Origin of the sequence: Streptomyces sp. JH002 (genome assembly GCF_050916115.1) — a bacterium.
In the GTDB taxonomy this organism is placed as follows: Bacteria; Actinomycetota; Actinomycetes; order Streptomycetales; family Streptomycetaceae; genus Streptomyces; species Streptomyces xiamenensis.
On the sequence record NZ_CP087989.1, the window covers coordinates 5,731,983 to 5,749,834 of the forward strand.

Here is a 17,852-nt window from a genome sequence, read left to right on the forward strand (position 1 = left end):
ACTCCCCGGAAGGCCTCCGGGAATCCGCCACCACTGCGGATACGCTGAGCGAGTGCCTCCCCCCGCGGGAGCGCATAGCCGACAGCCGTCGCACACCAGGAGCACCTTCATGGCCTCGCCCATCCTGTCCCCGCACACCCAGGCCGACCGCGCCGCCGCACTGCGCCGGGCCTTCGCCTCCCGCGTCGTCGTCGCCGACGGCGGCATGGGCACCATGCTCCAGGCCGCCGAGCCCTCCCTGGACGACTTCGAGCAGCTGGAAGGGTGCAACGAGGTCCTGAACGTCACCCGCCCGGACATCGTGCGCTCCGTCCACCAGGAGTACTTCGACGCCGGCGTGGACTGCGTGGAGACCAACACCTTCGGCGCCAACCTCGCCGCACTCGGCGAGTACGACATCCCCGAACGCATCGCCGAGCTCTCCGAGGCCGGTGCCCGCATCGCCCGCGAGACCGCCGACGACTGCGCCGCGCGCGACGGACGGCAGCGCTGGGTACTGGGCTCCATCGGCCCCGGCACCAAGCTGCCCACCCTCGGCCACATCCGCTACGCCGACCTGCGCGACGCGTACCAGCAGAACGCGGAGGGCCTGATCGCCGGCGGCGCCGACGCCCTGCTGGTGGAGACCGCCCAGGACCTGCTCCAGACCAAGGCCGCCGTGCTCGGCGCCCGCCGCGCCGCGGCCGCCACCGGCGTCGACCTGCCGCTCGTCGTCCAGGTCACCGTCGAGACCACCGGCACCATGCTGCTGGGCTCCGAGATCGGCGCCGCCCTCACCGCCCTGGAACCGCTGGGCATCGACATGATCGGCCTGAACTGCGCCACCGGGCCGGCCGAGATGAGCGAGCACCTGCGCTATCTCTCCCAGCACGCCACCATCCCCATCTCCTGCATGCCCAACGCCGGGCTGCCCGTCCTCGGCAAGGACGGCGCCCACTACCCGCTGGGCCCCGCCGAGCTCGCCGACGCCCACCAGACCTTCATCGGCGAATTCGGCCTCTCCCTGATCGGCGGCTGCTGCGGCACCACCCCCGAGCACCTGCGGCAGGTCGTGGAGCGGGTGCGCGGGCTGACCCCCGGCGCGCGCGACCCGCGCCCCGAGCCCGGCGCCGCCTCCCTCTACCAGACCGTGCCGTTCCGGCAGGACGCCTCCTACCTCGCCATCGGCGAGCGCACCAACGCGAACGGCTCCAAGAAGTTCCGCGAGGCCATGCTGGAGGGCCGCTGGGAGGACTGCGTCGAGCTGGCCCGCGAACAGATCCGCGAGGGCGCCCACCTGCTCGACCTGTGCGTGGACTACGTCGGCCGCGACGGCGCCGCCGACATGTCCGAACTGGCCGGCCGGCTCGCCACCGCCTCCACCCTGCCCATCGTGCTGGACTCCACCGAGCCCGCCGTCCTGGAGGCCGGCCTGGAGCGGCTCGGCGGCCGGGCCGTCATCAACTCCGTGAACTACGAGGACGGCGACGGCCCCGACTCGCGGTTCGCCAAGGTCACCCGGATGGCGGTGGAGCACGGCGCGGCACTGATGGCCCTCACCATCGACGAACGCGGCCAGGCCCGCACCCCCGAGGACAAGGTCGCCATCGCCGAGCGCATCATCGCCGACCTCACCGGCAACTGGGGCGTGGCCGAGAGCGACATCATCATCGACTGCCTCACCTTCACCATCTGCACCGGCCAGGAGGAGTCCCGCCGCGACGGGGTGCACACCATCGAGGCCATCAGGGAGCTGAAGCGGCGCCACCCCCAGGTGCAGACCACCCTGGGCCTGTCCAACATCTCCTTCGGCCTCAACCCGGCGGCCCGGCTCGTCCTCAACTCGGTCTTCCTCGACGAATGCGTCAAGGCCGGCCTGGACTCCGCCATCGTGCACGCCGCCAAGATCCTGCCCATCGCCCGGATCGAGGACGAACAGGTCCAGGTCGCCCTCGACCTCATCCACGACCGGCGCCGAGAGGGCTACGACCCGCTCCAGCGCTTCCTCGAACTCTTCGAGGGCGTGGACGCCAAGTCCATGCGGGCCGGCAAGACCGAGGAACTGCTCGCCCTGCCCCTGGAGGAGCGGCTGCGCCGGCGCATCGTCGACGGCGAGCGCAAGGGACTGGAGGCCGACCTCGACGAGGCGCTCACCACCCGCCCCGCCCTGGAGATCGTCAACGAGACCCTGCTGGAGGGCATGAAGACGGTCGGCGAGCTGTTCGGTTCGGGACAGATGCAGCTGCCCTTCGTGCTCCAGTCCGCCGAGGTCATGAAGACCGCCGTCGCCCACCTCGAACCGCACATGGAGAAGTCCGACGACGAGGGCAAGGGCACCATCGTGCTCGCCACCGTGCGCGGCGACGTCCACGACATCGGCAAGAACCTGGTCGACATCATCCTGTCCAACAACGGCTACAACGTCGTCAACCTCGGCATCAAGCAGCCGGTGACCGCCATCCTGGACGCCGCCGAGGAACACCGCGCCGATGTCATCGGGATGTCCGGGCTGCTGGTGAAGTCCACGGTGATCATGAAGGAGAACCTGGAGGAGCTCAACCAGCGCGGCATGGCCGCCGACTACCCGGTCATCCTCGGCGGCGCCGCCCTCACCCGCGCCTATGTCGAGCAGGACCTGCACGAGGTCTACCAGGGCGAGGTCCGCTACGCCCGCGACGCCTTCGAGGGCCTGCGGCTGATGGACGCCCTGATCGCCGTCAAGCGCGGCGTGCCCGGCGCCACCCTCCCCGAGCTGAAGAAGCGCCGGGTCGCCGCCCGCCCCGCCGCCCTGCCGCAGGAGGACACCGAGGAGCCGGTGGGCCGCTCGGCCACCGCCACCGACGTACCGCTGCCCACCGCCCCGTTCCTCGGCACCCGCGTCATCAAGGGCATCCCGCTCAAGGACTACGCCGCCTGGCTGGACGAGGACGCCCTCTTCAAGGGCCAGTGGGGGCTCAAGGGCAGCCGCAGCGGCGAGGGCCCCGACTACGAGGAACTGCTGGAGACCGAGGGACGCCCCCGGCTGCGCGGCTGGCTGGACCGGCTGCACACCGACAACCTCCTGGAGGCGGCCGTCGTCTACGGCTACTTCCCCTGCCACGCCGAGGGCCAGGACCTGGTGATCCTCGACGAGGACGGCAAGGAACGCACCCGCTTCACCTTCCCCCGCCAGCGCCGCGGCCGGCGGCTGTGCCTGGCCGACTTCTTCCGCCCGGCGGACAGCGGCGAGACGGACGTGGTCGCCCTGCAGGCCGTCACCGTCGGCTCCCGGGTCTCCGGCGCCACCGCTGAACTGTTCGCCGCCGACGCCTACCGCGACTATCTGGAGCTGCACGGGCTGTCCGTCCAGCTCGCCGAGGCGCTCGCCGAGTTCTGGCACGCCCGGGTCCGCGCCGAACTGGGCATCGGCGGCTCCGACCCGGCCGCCCTGGCCGGAATGTTCCGCACCGAGTACCAGGGCTGCCGGTACTCCCTGGGCTACCCCGCCTGCCCCGACCTGGAGGACCGCGCCAAGATCGCCGAGCTGCTCCAGCCCGAGCGGATCGGGGTCACCCTGTCCGAGGAGTTCCAGCTGCACCCCGAGCAGTCCACCGACGCGATCGTCCTGCACCACCCCGAGGCCAACTACTTCAACGCCCGCTGATCCCCGGGAACCGGCCGAACAGGTGTCTGCCCGGGCGAACCACCCCACAGCACCGTAGAATGATCTGTCCGGTAAGCGGCCGGTCGTTCCTCTCCCGATCCGGAGGGGTGACGACCGGCCGTCCTGCTCCCCGAAGGGACCACGGATGACCAGTTCCCCGTCCGTCATCGACCCCGCCGCCGTCGCGGGCCCGCTGCCGCAGGCCGTGCTGCTGGACATGGACGGCACCCTCGTGGACACCGAGGGATTCTGGTGGGACGCCGAGGTCGAGGTCTTCGCGGGCCTGGGTCACACCCTGTCCGAGGAGTACCGGGCCGTCGTGGTGGGCGGGCCGATGACCCGCAGCGCCGGCTTCCTCATCGAGGCCACCGGCGCCGACATCACCCTGGACGAGGCGCGGGACGCCCTGAACGCCGCCTTTCTGCGCCGCCTGGACCAGGGGATCGCGCTCATGCCCGGCGCCCACCGGCTGCTGACCGAGCTGGCCGCGCACCGGGTGCCCACCGCCCTGGTCTCCGCCTCGCACCGCACCGTCATCGACCGGATGCTGGGCTCCATCGGCGCCCACCACTTCGCGCTGACCGTCGCCGGCGACGAGCTGACCCGCACCAAGCCGCACCCGGACCCGTACCTCACCGCCGCCGCCGGGCTCGGTGCCGACCCGGCGCGCTGCGTGGCCGTGGAGGACACCCTCACCGGCGTCGCCTCCGCCGAGGCCGCCGGGTGCCAGGTCATCGCGGTGCCCTCGGTGGCGCCCGTACCCCCCGCCCCGGGGCGAACCGTGGTCACCTCACTGGAGGAGATCAGCGTCGCGTTCCTGCGCGCCCTGCACCACCGCGCCCCGGCCCGGGGCCCCGCCCGCGCGGCCGACCCGGTCTGACGGCGCCGGCCGCGCCCGTGCCCCGCGCGCCGTGCCCGCGGGGCGGGTGTCAGTTGCCGGGCCGCACCAGGCCGCTCTCGTAGGCGTACACCGCGGCCTGCACCCGGTCGCGCAGCTGGAGCTTGGTCAGCACATGGCCCACATGCGTCTTGACCGTGGTCTCGCTCACGAACAGATCCGCCGCGATCTCCGCGTTGGAAAGCCCGCGCGCCACCAGCTTCAGCACCTCCACCTCGCGCTCGGTCAGCGTGCCCAGCGCGTGCGGCACGGCCTCCTCCCCCGAGGGCAGCTTCCCCGCGTACTTGTCCAGCAGCCGCCGCGTCACGCTCGGCGCCAGCATCGCCTCGCCCGCCGCCACCACCCGGATCGCCTGCACCAGCTCGGCGGCCGGCGCGTCCTTGAGCAGAAAACCGGCGGCCCCCGCCCGCAGCGCCTCGATCACGTACTCGTCCAGATCGAAGGTGGTCAGTACCAGCACCCTGGCCGGGCCGTTCCGCTGCGGCCCGGTGATCCGCCGCGTGGCCTCCACCCCGTCCATCCGGGGCATCCGGATGTCCATCAGCACCACATCGGGCTGCAGGGCCCGCACCTGGTCCAGGGCCTGGAGCCCGTCGCCGGCCTCGCCGACCACGGCCACATCCCCCTCGGCCTCCAGGATCATCCGGAAACCGGTACGCAGCAGCGGCTGATCGTCGACCAGCAGAACGCGGATGGGCATGGACCAACCCCTCGATCAAACGGCAGGCGGCACCATTCTCGCCCACGCCCCCGTGGCTCAGCCCTCCGGGAGGTCACCCTCGCGCTCCTCGCCCGCCCGGGGGCCCGGCACCTCCAGCGGCAGCGACGGCTGGATGGTCAGCGGGTACGGCGGGGGAGTGCCGCCGAACTCCGGGCAGCGCGACTGGTGGTCGCACCAGCCGCACAGCCGGCCCGGCTTCGGCCGCCAGTCCCCGCTCTCGGTGGCCCGCCGGATCGCCTCCCACAGCGCCAGCAGCTTGCGCTCCACCGCCGCCAGATCGCTCTCCTGCGGATCCAGGGTCAGCACATCGCCGCTGCCCAGATACACCAGCTGGAGCCGCTTGGGCACCTCACCGCGCAGCCGCCACAGCACCAGCGCGTAGAACTTCATCTGGAACAGCGCGTCCGCCGCGTACTCCGGGCGCGGCGCCTTGCCCGTCTTGTAGTCGACGATGCGCACCTCGCCGGTCGGCGCGATGTCCACCCGGTCGATCACCCCGCGCAGCCGCAGCCCCGACTCCAGCTTCGTCTCCACCCACAGCTCACGCTCGGCCGGCTGCAACCGGGTGGGGTCCTCCAGCGAGAACCAGCGCTCCACCAGACCCTCGGCCTCCGTCAGCCAGCCCGCCAGCCGCTCCTGGTCCAGCGCCCCCGGCTCCGCGTCCTGCGACTCGTCCGCGAAGAGCTGCGCCAGCTCCGGACGCTTCTTCAGCAGCCGCTGCCACTCCCGCATCACCATCGCCTTGGCCCGGGGCACGCTGCGCTGCCCGGCCGGCGCGTCGAACACCCGCTCCAGCACGGCGTGGACAACCGTTCCCCTGGTGGCCGCCGCGCTCGGCGCCTCGGGCAGTTTGTCGATCACCCGGAAGCGGTAGAGCAGGGGGCACTGCATGAAGTCGGCGGCCCGGGAGGGCGAGAGGGACGAAGTACGTGCGGTGGCTGACGCTTCCATGTCCGGAACCCTACGGGGCGTCACTGACAGCGGGGCGCTTACCATCGACTCCACAGCCGACCCGCCTCTCCCGCGAGGTCACACCCAGCAAGGGGAATTGGTGCCAGACTCCGACAGCGACCGGACATCGGGGCCCGACAGCCCGGCCCGCCCGCAGGGCTCCGGCGAGAAGCCCGGCGGTTCCAAGGGGGCCGGCGGCGGCCTGCTGATGGGGCGCGTCTTCGGCGTGCCGATCTACGTCGCGCCCAGCTGGTTCCTCGTCGCGGCCCTGATCACCTGGTTCTTCGGCAACCAGCTGGACCGGGTGCTGCCCGACCTCGGCGCGGGCCGCTACCTCGTCTCCCTGTTCTTCGCGGTCGCCTTCTACGCCTCGGTGCTGGTGCACGAACTCGCGCACACCTACGCCGCCATCCGCTTCGACCTCCCGGTGCGCCGCATCCAGCTCCAGTTCTTCGGCGGCGTCTCCGAGATCGAGAAGGAGTCCCAGACCCCGGGCCGCGAGTTCGTGCTGGCCGGCGTCGGCCCGCTGCTCTCCCTCGTACTGGGCGGCGTCTTCTGGGCCGGCATGCTCACCGTCGAACGCGACACCGTCCCCGGCGTCCTCCTCGCCGGCCTGATGATCTCCAACGTCATCGTCGCCGCCTTCAACCTGCTGCCCGGCCTCCCGCTGGACGGCGGACGGATGCTGCGCGCCGTGGTGTGGCGGCTCAGCGGCAGCCCCATGACCGGCACCGTGGTCGCCGCCTGGACCGGCCGGGTGCTCGCCGTGGTGGTGCTGATCGGCTTCCCGCTGACCACCCACCTCACCGGCGTCACCGACCGCGACTCCTACACCGGCGTGGACTCGCTCACCGACGCCCTGCTGGCCGCCATCCTCGCCGCCATCATCTGGACCGGCGCCGGCAACAGCCTGAAGATGGCCCGGCTGCGCGAACGGCTGCCCGCCCTCAACGCCCGCGTCCTCACCCGGCGGGCCGTCCCGGTCAGCGCGCAGACCCCGCTGTCCGAGGCGCTGCGCCGCGCCAACGACGCCGGCGCCCGCGCCCTGGTGGTGGTCGACGGCCAGGGAGCCCCCGTCGCGCTGGTCCGCGAGGCCGGCATCGCCTCCGTCCCCGAACGGCGCCGCCCCTGGGTCGCGGTCTCCGCCCTCGCCCAGGACCTGGAGGACGGGATGCGGGTGCCCGCCGACCTCACCGGCGAGGCACTCCTGGACCACCTGCGGGCCACCCCGGCCACCGAGTACCTGGTGGTCGAGGAGAACGACGAGATCTACGGCGTGCTGTCCACCACCGACGTGGAACGCGCCTTCATGGACGCCATGACGGGGCCCGCCGCCCGCCGCTGACCACCGTCGTCCGCCTCCCCGCGCACGGCGGCCCTCCCGCCCTGCACTAGGCTGACCCCCATGTCCGAACCGACCGGTGCCGCCCGCCGACGCGGGCCCTTCCAGGTCGGGGACCAGGTACAGCTCACCGATCCCAAGGGCCGCCACTACACCTTCACGCTCGAAGCCGGGAAGAGCTTCCACACCCACAAGGGTGCCTTCCCGCACGACGAGCTGATCGGTGCCCCCGAAGGAACCGTTGTCCGCACCACGGGGAACGTCGCCTATCTCGCGCTGCGCCCCCTGCTCCCCGACTACGTCCTGTCCATGCCCCGCGGTGCCGCCGTGGTCTACCCCAAGGACGCGGGGCAGATCCTGGCCATGGCCGACATCTTCCCGGGCGCCCGGGTCGTCGAGGCCGGCGTGGGCTCCGGCTCGCTCAGCACCTTCTTGCTGCGGGCGATCGGCGACCAGGGCATGCTGCACTCCTACGAGCGCCGCGCCGACTTCGCCAAGATCGCCCAGGAGAACGTGGAGCGCTACTTCGGCTCCCCGCATCCCGCCTGGCAGCTGACGGTCGGTGACCTCCAGGACAACCTGTCCGACACCGAGGTGGACCGGGTCATCCTGGACATGCTCGCCCCCTGGGAGTGCGTGGACGCCGTCGCCAAGGCGCTGGTCCCCGGCGGGATCGTGTGCGCGTACGTGGCCACCACCACCCAGCTGGCACGCACCGTGGAGACGCTCCGCGAGCACGGCAACTTCAACGAGCCGACCGCCTGGGAGACCATGCTGCGCACCTGGCACGTGGAGGGCCTGGCGGTCCGCCCGGACCACCGGATGATCGGGCACACCGGCTTCCTGGTCACCGCCCGCCGGCTGGCCGACGGGGTGGAGCCGCCGCGCCGCCGCCGCCGCCCGGCCCCCGGCGCGTACGGCTCCGACTACACCGGCCCGGGTTCGGCAAGTGCCGCCGGGACGGCCGCCACCGGAACCGAGGCCGCCACCGGTGGCCCCGCGGAGGAAACGGACGCGTAAACCCCCCGCCTTATCCCGGTGATGTGAGGTGTGGCACGATGCCGGGACCTGCCAACGCGCAGGTCCCGGCATCGAGTTGTCTCCACCTCCCCGCCCCAGGAGTCTTCCGCGTGCAGTCACCGGCAGGCGCAGCACTTCCTTCCCCCAGTGGCCGACCCGTGCACTGGCTCACCACCGCCGCCGCGGTCGCCGCCCTCACCGCGACCGCCGCCTGGATCGGCCCCGGCGGTGCCGCCGCGAAAGCGCCGGCGGACGCCCGGGGAGGCCCGGATCCCGCCGCCGCCGACTACCCGGTGGACTGCGGGCCGTACGGCATCACCGTCACCGACCACGCCGTGAGCGACCTGGACGGCGACGGCGTCCCGGAGACCATCGCCGCCGTGCACTGCGACGCGGGGGCCGGCAGCCCGCCGCACGGTCTGTACGTCCTGACCGACCCCGCCCGCGGCGCGAGCGGGCCCCGGGTCGCGCTGACCCTGGTGGACCCGGCCGAGGGCATGATGCTGGAGAACCTGACGGTCAGCGGTGGCACCGTGTCGGTGCGGCTGCTCGGTTACTCCTCGGTGGATGTCCCGCGTTCCGCCCCCGACCAGCGCCGCGACGTCGCGTGGGAGTGGACGGCCGGCACCCTGGCGCTGCGCGCGGCCCCGCCGCCCGGCAGCTACTGAACGCTCCCGCCGGCCCCGCCGTCCGGCCGGGCGCGGGAGTACGCTCGGCCGTGACCGGCACCGGTGACGCGGCTACGGGGCGTTCACCGCGTCCACGACGGCGTCCGGGCCGTACACCTCGGTCCGGTCCGCCGTCCTGCGCACGTGGATGCACTCACCCGGGCATTCCCTGGCCGAGTCGATCACTTCCCGCAGCAGCGTCAGCGGCACCGGCGCGGTGGCACCGGGAGCGGTGAGCAGATCGGCCTCCTGGCCGGCCGGCGCCGGCGGCTTCACGTAGGCGAGCCCGTCGATGTCCAGCTCGAAGACCTCCGGGGCGTACTGCGCGCAGATGCCGTCGCCCGTGCACAGATCCTGGTCGATCCAGACTTCCAGGTCTCCGGATTCATTCCGCGCGGTCATGTGGCCTGCCAATCCTTGAGGGTGTGAAACAAAGAGAGCCATCCCTGCCGGGTGTTGACCGCTTACGACCATACAACCGTCCGCTTTCCACTCGCCCGGGGTGGGTATTCCCTGCCATGAGGGAGTGCGCAAGGGTGAAGATCGGATCCACCTCGACCGTCTTTGTGATCTAGGGGTTTCGAACCGCACCGGTCCAGGTAGGGTCTGGAAGCGTCCAGCTCCCTTTGGAGGAGGTGAGGACCGTGGCATCCCACGATGACGACAGCAACCGCGGCATCCGGCCCGGTCGGGCATCCGACGACCCGTCCCGGCAGCTTGCCGATCTTGAGCAGGAGATCACCGTCCTGCGCCGAAAGCTGGCCGACTCTCCGCGGCACACTCGGGTTCTCGAGGAGCGGATCGTCGAGCTGCAGACCAATCTGGCCGGCGTGTCCGCGCAGAACGAGCGGCTCGCCACTACGCTCCGCGAGGCCCGTGACCAGATCGTCGCCCTCAAGGAAGAGGTCGACCGGCTGGCACAGCCCCCGGCCGGTTTCGGCGTCTTCCTGCACGCCAACGAGGACGACACCGCGGACATCTTCACCGGGGGCCGCAAGCTCCGGGTGAATGTCAGCCCCACTATCGAACTGGACAAGCTGCGGCGCGGCCAGGAGGTCATGCTCAACGAGGCGCTCAACGTGGTCGCGGCCATGGAGTTCGAGAGCGTCGGCGAGATCGTCACCCTCAAGGAGGTCCTCGAGGACGGCGAGCGCGCCCTGGTCGTCGGGCACACCGACGAGGAACGCGTCGTACGGCTGGCCGAGCCGCTGCTGGCCTCCGGAATCGTGCTGCGCTCCGGCGACGCCCTGCTGCTGGAGCCCCGCTCCGGTTACGTGTTCGAGGTCGTGCCCAAGAGTGAGGTCGAGGAGCTCATCCTCGAAGAGGTCCCCGACATCGACTACAACAAGATCGGTGGTCTGGGCGGCCAGATCGAGCTGATCAGGGACGCGGTGGAGCTGCCGTACCTGCACCCGGACCTGTTCCGGGAGCACGAGCTGCGGCCGCCCAAGGGTGTCCTGCTGTACGGCCCGCCCGGCTGCGGCAAGACGCTGATCGCCAAGGCGGTGGCCAACTCGCTGGCCAAGAAGGTCGCCGAGGTCACCGGACAGCCCGCGGGGAAGAGCTTCTTCCTCAACATCAAGGGCCCCGAACTGCTCAACAAGTACGTCGGCGAGACCGAGCGGCACATCCGGCTGGTCTTCCAGCGGGCCCGTGAGAAGGCCAGCGAGGGAACGCCGGTCATCGTCTTCTTCGACGAGATGGACTCCCTCTTCCGCACCCGCGGCTCCGGGGTCAGCTCGGACGTGGAGAACACCATCGTCCCGCAGCTGCTCTCCGAGATCGACGGTGTGGAGGGCCTGGAGAACGTCATCGTGATCGGCGCCTCCAACCGCGAGGACATGATCGACCCGGCCATCCTGCGCCCCGGCCGGCTCGACGTGAAGATCAAGATCGAGCGTCCGGACGCCGAGGCGGCCCAGGACATCTTCTCCAAGTACCTCACCCCGCGGCTTCCGCTGCACTCCGAGGACCTGGAGGAGCACCACGGCAACGCCGAGGCCGCGGTCGCCGGAATGATCCAGACCGTGGTCGAGCAGATGTACGCGGAGACCGAGGAGAACCGCTTCCTGGAAGTCACCTACGCCAATGGTGACAAGGAAGTGCTGTACTTCAAGGACTTCAACTCCGGAGCCATGATCCAGAACATCGTGGACCGGGCCAAGAAGATGGCCATCAAGGCATTCCTGGACCAGAATCAGAAGGGCCTGCGCGTCTCCCACCTGCTCGCCGCCTGCGTGGACGAGTTCAAGGAGAACGAGGACCTGCCCAACACCACCAACCCCGACGACTGGGCCCGGATCTCCGGAAAGAAGGGCGAGCGGATCGTCTTCATCCGCACCCTGGTCACCGGAAAGAAGGGCGCCGACACCGGCCGTTCCATCGACACGGTGGCGAACACGGGTCAATACCTGTAGTAGCGAAACATCCGGCTGCGGGACATGCGACGGCATGACCCGCAGCCGGACGTTTCTCCCAAGGAGGGCCGCATGACTGTACGGCGAGTGATGGGCATCGAAACGGAGTACGGCGTCTCCGTCCCCGGCCACCCGAACGCCAACGCCATGCTCAGCTCCTCCCAGGTCGTGAACGCCTACGCGGCGGCCATGCACCGGGCCCGGCGGGCACGCTGGGACTTCGAGGAGGAGAATCCGCTGCGCGACGCCCGCGGGTTCGATCTGGCACGCGACAACGCCGACGCCAGCCAGCTCACGGACGAGGACATCGGCCTCGCCAATGTCATCCTCACCAATGGCGCCCGGCTCTACGTCGACCACGCCCATCCGGAGTACAGCGCCCCCGAGACCACCAGCCCGATGGACGCCCTGCTGTGGGACAAGGCGGGCGAACGCATCATGGCCGAGGCCGCCCGCCGCGCCGCCGAGGTGCCCGGATCCCAGCCCATCCAGCTCTACAAGAACAACACCGACAACAAGGGCGCCTCCTACGGCACCCACGAGAACTACCTGATGAAGCGGGAGACGCCGTTCTCCGACATCGTGCGCCATCTGACGCCGTTCTTCGTCTCCCGGCAGGTGATCTGCGGCGCCGGCCGGGTCGGGATCGGCCAGGACGGCAGCGAGCACGGCTTCCAGCTCTCCCAGCGCGCCGACTACTTCGAGGTCGAGGTGGGTCTGGAGACCACCCTCAAGCGGCCCATCATCAACACCCGGGACGAGCCGCACGCGGACGCCGAGAAGTACCGGCGGCTGCACGTGATCATCGGCGACGCCAATCTGGCCGAGGTCTCCACCTATCTGAAGCTGGGCACCACCGCCCTGGTGCTCTCCATGATCGAGGACGGCTTCATCGCGGTGGACCTCGCCGTGGACCAGCCGGTGCGCACCCTGCACCGGGTCAGCCACGACCCCTCACTGCGCAAACTGGTCACCCTGCGCAGCGGGCGCAAGCTCACCGCCGTACAGCTCCAGATGGAGTACTACGAGCTGGCCCGCAAATACGTGGAGGAGCGCTGGGGTGCGGACGCCGATCCGCAGACCACGGATGTGCTCAGCCGCTGGGAGGACGTGCTCGGCAAGCTGGAGACCGATCCGATGAGCCTGGCCGGGCAGCTCGACTGGGTGGCCAAGCGGGAGCTGATGGAGGGCTACCGGCGCCGCGACTCGCTGGGCTGGGACGCGGCCCGGCTGCACCTGGTGGATCTCCAGTACGCGGACGTGCGTCCCGACAAGGGCCTGTACAACCGGCTGGCCGCCCGCGGCCGGATCACCCGGCTGCTGGACGAGGAGGATGTGCTGCGGGCCCAGGGCAGCCCGCCCGAGGACACCCGCGCCTACTTCCGCGGCCGCTGTCTCGAACAGTACGCCGATGACGTGGCCGCCGCCTCCTGGGACTCGGTGATCTTCGATCTGCCGGGCCGGGATTCCTTGCAGCGCGTGCCCACCATGGACCCGTTGCGGGGTACCCGGGAACATGTGAAGGACCTGCTGGACGCCAGTGCCAGCGCACAGGACCTGCTCCGGGCGCTGTCCGGGGGCTGATTTCCTCCGGATCCGGGAATCATGCGGAGGACCCCCGGACGTTGTAGCAATGAAGGAGCCGATGTCAGCACCGGCTAGTAGGGTCTGATCTTGTTACGTCGAAGCTGAGCAGGGGTGAGGGAGATGGCGACCAAAGACACCGGCGGCGGCCAGCAGAAGGCGTCGCGCACCAGCGAGGAAACCGAGGAAACGACCGCGGAGGTCTCCGAGGAGCTCAAGGAGCGCCAGGAGGAACTGACCGACGACGTGGACTCCGTCCTGGACGAGATCGACGAGGTCCTGGAGTCCAACGCCGAGGACTTCGTGCGCTCCTTCGTCCAGAAGGGCGGCCAGTAATCCACCCCCGGGTGACGCGCGGCGGGCACGGCTGTTCGCGCGTCACCCGATGTGGATCACCACCAGGTGCCGGGTAGGGTCCCTGGCGTACTCTGCGCCGGCGCCGTGCACCGCCGGACCGTTTCCATGACCTGGAAGGACTTCTGTGGTAGGCAACTCCCATGACCAGGGGCGACTTCCGGCAGCCTTCCTGAGGCCCGGGTCGTCCTCCTTCTTCGATTTCCTCGCCGACATCGCCCCGGAGCAGCTGCCGGGCAACCGGGTGCTGCCGCCGGTGGAGGGCCCCGTCCAGATCCCGCACGGGACGACGATCGTCGCCGCCACCTTCACCGGCGGGGTGATCCTCGCCGGTGACCGGCGCGCCACCATGGGCAGCCAGATCGCTCAGCGGGACGTCGAGAAGGTCTTCCCGGCCGACGAGTTCTCGGCCGTGGGCATCGCCGGCACCATGGGCTTCGCCATCGAGATGGTGAAGCTCTTCCAGCTGGAGCTGGAGCACTTCGAGAAGGTCGAGGGCCAGGTGCTCTCCCTGGAGGGCAAGGCCAACCGGCTGTCCGCCATGATCCGCGGCAACCTGGGCATGGCCATGCAGGGCCTGGCCGTGGTGCCGCTGTTCGCCGGATACGACCTGGAGCGCGCGAAGGGCCGGATCTTCTCCTACGACGTGACCGGTGGCCGCTCGGAGGAGCTGGGCTTCGCCGCCGTCGGCTCCGGTTCGGTCTTCGCGCGGGGTTCGCTGAAGAAACTGCACCGCGAGGGACTGACGGAGCAGCAGACCGTCACCGCCGTGGTGCAGTCGCTCTACGACGCGGCCGACGACGACTCGGCCACCGGCGGTCCCGACCTGACCCGGCGGATCTACCCCATCGTCACCGTGATCACCGAGGAGGGTTTCCGCCGGCTCACCGAGGCGGAGATCTCCGAGATCGCCCGGACGGTGCACGAGGGCCGTCTTCAGCTGCCCAACGGGCCGCAGGCCCCGGTTCTGTAGATTTCCCAAGGATCAGGAAGGGACGAATAGCCGGTGTCGACGCCGTTCTATGTCTCACCCCAGCAGGTCATGGCGGACCGCGCCGAGTACGCCCGCAAGGGCGTGGCACGCGGGCGCGCCCTGGTCGTGCTGCAGTACGCCGACGGCATGGTGTTCGTCGCGGAGAACCCCTCGCGGGCGCTGCACAAGGTCAGCGAGATCTATGACCGGATCGCCTTCGCCGCCACGGGCAAGTACAACGAGTACGAGAACCTGCGCATCGGCGGTACCCGGTACGCCGATCTGCGCGGCTACACGTACGACCGCGAGGACGTGACCGCCCAGGGCCTCGCCAATCTCTACGCCCAGACGCTGGGCACGATCTTCTCCAGCCAGGGCGAGAAGCCCTACGAGGTGGAGCTGCTGGTCGCCGAGGTCGGCGAGAGCAGCGCGGAGGACGAGATCTACCGGCTGCCGCACGACGGCTCCATCATCGACGAGCACGGCTCGGTCGCGGTGGGCGGCAACTCGGAGCAGATCGGCAGCTACCTCAAGCAGCGCCACCGGGACGACATGCCCCTGGACGAGGCGCTGCGGCTGGCCGTCGCGGCGCTGGGCCGGGACGGCAACGGCGGTGAGGTGCGCGAACTGACCGCCGATCAGCTGGAGGTCGCGGTGCTGGACCGTACGCGTCCGCAACAGCGGAAGTTCAAGCGGGTGCTGGGCCGTCAGCTGGCCCGCCTGCTCGGCGAGAGCGGCGCGGCGGAGTCGGAGACGACGGACGGCTCCGGCGAGGAGAACGACTGAGCCACGCCCCGGTGGGCCCTGTGCTCCCGGCCGCCGGCCGGGAGCACAGGGCCCACCGGCGTTCACGGGGGAGCACCCGGGCGGACCGGTGCGGCGCTCGGCGGAGCGGCGCCGCCGCCAGGTGGTCACCGGCGGGCGCTACCGCCCCGCCTACGCGGCCGGGGGCGGGCCCGTGGAGGCCCGGGGGATCAGGGCGACCGGCAGGACGGCGCCCGGCGCCCTCTCGCCGCGCAGCGCGGCCAGCAGGGCGCGCATGCCCTCCTCACCCATCGCGGTCGCGGGGAGGCGGACGGTGGTCAGCTCCGGTTCGACCGCGGTGGCCAGTTCCGTGTCGTCGAAACCGGTCACCGAGACGTCCCCGGGCACCCGCAGTCCCAGGCGTCGGGCGGCCTTGCAGGCGCCCACCGCCAGCACGTCGTCGTCGCACACCAGCACCGTGGGGCGGGGGTCCGCCGTCAGGGCGCGTTCGGCCGCGGCCAGGCCGCCGCGTACCGACAGCGGCGCCCGTTCGGTGCGCACGATCGCGGCGCCCGGCACCCGGGCAGTCTCCCGGGCCAGCGCGTCCGCGCGTTCCCTGAACGTCCACGATTCCACGTCGGCCGCCAGATGCGCCAGCCGCCGGTGCCCCAGGTCCAGGACGTGGGCCGCCGTCCGCCGCATGCCGTCGGCGATGTCCGGGTTCACGGTGGCGGCCGCTCCCGGGTCCTGCGGCTCGCTGTCCAGCATCACCAGCGGCAGCCCGCCCCCGCTCAGCGCCCGCAGCGCTGGGGCCGCCATCGAAGCGGCCAGCACGCCGTCCAGGGTGGCGCTGGAGTGCGCGAACGGGTCGGGGGCCGGGCCGATGCCCTCGGGGGAGGGGTACAGCACCACACCGAAACCGTGCTCGGCGGCCACCCGGGCCGCTCCCGCGTACACCTTGGCGAAGAACTCCGAGGACAGCGCGGGCACCACCACCAGGGCCGTCCTGGTGCGCCCCAGCCGCAGGCTGCGGGCGGCGAGATTGGGGCGGTAGCCCAGCGCCCGGGCAGCCTCGCGCACCGTCTCCGCGCGGGCGGGGGAGACCCGGCCCTGCCAGCGCTCCCGCAGCACCAGGGAGACGGTGGCCTGGGAGACCCCGGCGCGTTCGGCGACGTCCCGGCTGGTGGGGCGGGCGGGGACACCCCCGGGTTGGGCGCTGCTGTTCACAGTCGGCCATGGTACGTACAATCGGGCGACGTTATACGTAACACTTCAGCCGCGGGAGCCTGCATGGCAACGGGATATCTGGATCTGATGCGCGCGCCGCACGCGATGCGGCTGCTGGGCGGCACACTGCTCGGCCGGCTGCCGAACGGCGTCGCCGCCCTCGCCGTCGTCCTCTTCGTCCGCGCCGAGGGCGGCGGCTACGGCCTGGCCGGCGCGCTGGCGGCCGGGTACGGGGTGGCCACCGCCGTCGGCCAGCCGCTGCTGGGGCGGCTGGTGGATCTGTACGGCCAGCCCCGGATCCTGCTGCCCGCCGCGCTGTGTTCGACCACCGCGATGGGCTCGCTGGCCGTCGTCGGCATCGGCAGCCCCGCCCTGGCCATCGCCCTCATGGTGGTGGCCGGGGTGACGACCCCGCCGCTGGAGGGGGCGCTGCGGGCCCTCTGGCCCAGCGTGCTGGACCACCGCCCGGAGCGGGTGCACCGCGCGTACGCCCTGGAGGCGGTGGCCCAGGAGGTGATCTTCGCGGGCGGCCCGCTGATCGTGATGCTCTGCGTCGCCCAGTGGTCCGAGGGCGCCGCCCTGGTGATCGTCAACGCGGTCGGGTTGCTGGGCGCCCTCTCGGTGGCGGTCTCCGGACCCTCCCGGCACTGGCGCAGCGCGCCGCGGCAGGCGCACTGGCTGGGCGCGCTGCGCTCGAAGGGGCTGCTGGCGCTGCTGGGCGGCTTCTTCTTCGTGGGCACCGCGCTGGGGGCGATCGCCGTCGCGGCAGTGGCGTACGCGGACACGCACGGTGATGAACTCGTCGCCACCTACCTGCACTCGGGACTCGGCGTGGGCGCGCTGCTGGGGGGTCTGGTGTACGGCGCCAGGCAGTGGCCGGGAGAGCCGGAACGGCGGCTGCGGCTGCTGGTGGCGGCGCTGGCGCTGGGGTACCTCCCGCTGGCGCTCGCCCCCTCGGACGTGGTGGTGATGACGGCGCTCTCGGTGGTGGCCGGAATCTTCCTGGCACCGGCCCTGGCCTGTGCGTTCGTCGTGATCGACCGGCACGCGCCGATCGGTACGGTGACCGAGGCGTTCTCCTGGCTGGTGACCAGCTTCGGGGTCGGCGCGGCCATGGGCAGCGGGGCGGTGGGCCCGGTCATCGAGTGGGGTTCTGAGCAGGCCGGATACGTGCTGAGCGGGATCGGCGGGCTGCTCGCCCTGCTGGTACTGACGGTTACCCGCGGTGTGCTGACCTCGCCGCTCCCGGTGACGGTGCCGGTGGCCGGGTCGGAAAATGATCGAAACGCCGCCCCCGAACCCCGTTTCAGAACTGAGGATCGGGCGTAATG

Annotated in this window: 15 protein-coding genes; 11 read left to right on the top strand and 4 right to left on the bottom strand. The window is 71.3% G+C overall.

The window, feature by feature from the left end:
- Nucleotides 1–109: 109 nt before the first annotated feature.
- Entirely contained in the window at nt 110–3,622 is a 3,513-nt protein-coding gene (gene metH, locus H7827_RS26340; protein WP_432747598.1) for a methionine synthase, read from the top strand.
- 145 nt (nt 3,623–3,767) lie between these two features.
- The gene (locus H7827_RS26345) at nt 3,768–4,502 is read left to right on the top strand and encodes an HAD family hydrolase (protein WP_432747599.1); all 735 of its coding nucleotides are present in this window, start codon (nt 3,768–3,770) and stop codon (nt 4,500–4,502) included.
- Nucleotides 4,503–4,551: 49 nt separating this feature from the next.
- On the opposite strand, the gene H7827_RS26350 is transcribed toward H7827_RS26345, so the two are convergent.
- Together H7827_RS26350 and H7827_RS26355 are read right to left on the bottom strand one after the other, a co-directional pair.
- Nucleotides 4,552–5,220 carry a response regulator gene (locus H7827_RS26350; RefSeq protein ID WP_030727452.1) on the bottom strand — a complete coding sequence of 223 codons (669 nt, stop codon included), beginning with the start codon at nt 5,218–5,220 and terminating at the stop codon, nt 4,552–4,554.
- Nucleotides 5,221–5,277: 57 nt separating this feature from the next.
- Nucleotides 5,278–6,192 (bottom strand): RecB family exonuclease, encoded by a 915-nt coding sequence (locus H7827_RS26355; RefSeq protein WP_046722801.1) that lies wholly within the window; start codon nt 6,190–6,192, stop codon nt 5,278–5,280.
- A gap of 100 nt (nt 6,193–6,292) precedes the next feature.
- On the opposite strand from H7827_RS26355, the gene H7827_RS26360 reads away from it, so the two are divergent.
- The 3 genes from H7827_RS26360 (at nt 6,293) to H7827_RS26370 (ending at nt 9,222) form a co-directional block, all read left to right on the top strand.
- Nucleotides 6,293–7,537 carry a site-2 protease family protein gene (locus H7827_RS26360; protein WP_386540763.1) on the top strand — a complete coding sequence of 415 codons (1,245 nt, stop codon included), beginning with the start codon at nt 6,293–6,295 and terminating at the stop codon, nt 7,535–7,537.
- A 60-nt stretch (nt 7,538–7,597) separates the two neighbouring features.
- Complete coding sequence (locus tag H7827_RS26365; RefSeq protein WP_386540764.1) at nt 7,598–8,554, top strand: tRNA (adenine-N1)-methyltransferase; 957 nt, start codon at nt 7,598–7,600, stop codon at nt 8,552–8,554.
- Between the two features lie 158 nt (nt 8,555–8,712).
- Nucleotides 8,713–9,222, top strand: a complete 510-nt coding sequence (locus H7827_RS26370; RefSeq protein WP_432747601.1) for a hypothetical protein — start codon at nt 8,713–8,715, stop codon at nt 9,220–9,222.
- Nucleotides 9,223–9,294: 72 nt separating this feature from the next.
- Here the strand turns inward: H7827_RS26370 and H7827_RS26375 are convergent, their stop codons facing one another.
- On the bottom strand, nt 9,295–9,624 hold the full coding sequence (locus H7827_RS26375) for a ferredoxin (RefSeq protein ID WP_386540766.1): 330 nt from the start codon (nt 9,622–9,624) through the stop codon (nt 9,295–9,297).
- A 242-nt stretch (nt 9,625–9,866) separates the two neighbouring features.
- Here H7827_RS26375 and arc point away from each other — a divergent pair, with 242 nt between their 5' ends.
- The 5 genes from arc to prcA all read left to right on the top strand — a co-directional run bounded on the left by arc (nt 9,867) and on the right by prcA (nt 15,336).
- Entirely contained in the window at nt 9,867–11,639 is a 1,773-nt protein-coding gene (gene arc, locus H7827_RS26380) for a proteasome ATPase (protein WP_200368303.1), read from the top strand.
- Nucleotides 11,640–11,711: 72 nt separating this feature from the next.
- Entirely contained in the window at nt 11,712–13,223 is a 1,512-nt protein-coding gene (gene dop, locus H7827_RS26385) for a depupylase/deamidase Dop (protein WP_030727431.1), read from the top strand.
- A gap of 123 nt (nt 13,224–13,346) precedes the next feature.
- Nucleotides 13,347–13,559 carry a ubiquitin-like protein Pup gene (locus H7827_RS26390; protein ID WP_019434989.1) on the top strand — a complete coding sequence of 71 codons (213 nt, stop codon included), beginning with the start codon at nt 13,347–13,349 and terminating at the stop codon, nt 13,557–13,559.
- Nucleotides 13,560–13,704: 145 nt separating this feature from the next.
- On the top strand, nt 13,705–14,550 hold the full coding sequence (gene prcB / locus H7827_RS26395; RefSeq protein WP_030727428.1) for a proteasome subunit beta: 846 nt from the start codon (nt 13,705–13,707) through the stop codon (nt 14,548–14,550).
- Between the two features lie 33 nt (nt 14,551–14,583).
- Nucleotides 14,584–15,336, top strand: coding sequence for a proteasome subunit alpha (prcA, locus tag H7827_RS26400; RefSeq protein ID WP_030727425.1), 753 nt, complete (start codon nt 14,584–14,586; stop codon nt 15,334–15,336).
- Nucleotides 15,337–15,486: 150 nt separating this feature from the next.
- Here the strand turns inward: prcA and H7827_RS26405 are convergent, their stop codons facing one another.
- Nucleotides 15,487–16,521: a LacI family DNA-binding transcriptional regulator gene (locus tag H7827_RS26405; protein ID WP_432747602.1), complete on the bottom strand. Its 1,035-nt coding sequence runs from the start codon at nt 16,519–16,521 to the stop codon at nt 15,487–15,489.
- Between the two features lie 63 nt (nt 16,522–16,584).
- On the opposite strand from H7827_RS26405, the gene H7827_RS26410 reads away from it, so the two are divergent.
- Nucleotides 16,585–17,850 carry an MFS transporter gene (locus H7827_RS26410; RefSeq protein WP_432747603.1) on the top strand — a complete coding sequence of 422 codons (1,266 nt, stop codon included), beginning with the start codon at nt 16,585–16,587 and terminating at the stop codon, nt 17,848–17,850.
- Nucleotides 17,851–17,852: the final 2 nt, after the last annotated feature.

What these genes read in the sequence shown, in the direction of transcription:
- H7827_RS26355 (WP_046722801.1), bottom strand. Translation starts at nt 6,192, where the DNA reads ATGGAAGCGTCAGCCACCGCACGTACTTCGTCCCTCTCGCCCTCCCGG.
- H7827_RS26410 (WP_432747603.1), top strand. Translation starts at nt 16,585, where the DNA reads ATGGCAACGGGATATCTGGATCTGATGCGCGCGCCGCACGCGATGCGG.
- dop (WP_030727431.1), top strand. Translation starts at nt 11,712, where the DNA reads ATGACTGTACGGCGAGTGATGGGCATCGAAACGGAGTACGGCGTCTCC.
- H7827_RS26375 (WP_386540766.1), bottom strand. Translation starts at nt 9,624, where the DNA reads ATGACCGCGCGGAATGAATCCGGAGACCTGGAAGTCTGGATCGACCAG.
- H7827_RS26390 (WP_019434989.1), top strand. Translation starts at nt 13,347, where the DNA reads ATGGCGACCAAAGACACCGGCGGCGGCCAGCAGAAGGCGTCGCGCACC.
- H7827_RS26365 (WP_386540764.1), top strand. Translation starts at nt 7,598, where the DNA reads ATGTCCGAACCGACCGGTGCCGCCCGCCGACGCGGGCCCTTCCAGGTC.
- metH (WP_432747598.1), top strand. Translation starts at nt 110, where the DNA reads ATGGCCTCGCCCATCCTGTCCCCGCACACCCAGGCCGACCGCGCCGCC.
- H7827_RS26345 (WP_432747599.1), top strand. Translation starts at nt 3,768, where the DNA reads ATGACCAGTTCCCCGTCCGTCATCGACCCCGCCGCCGTCGCGGGCCCG.
- H7827_RS26350 (WP_030727452.1), bottom strand. Translation starts at nt 5,220, where the DNA reads ATGCCCATCCGCGTTCTGCTGGTCGACGATCAGCCGCTGCTGCGTACC.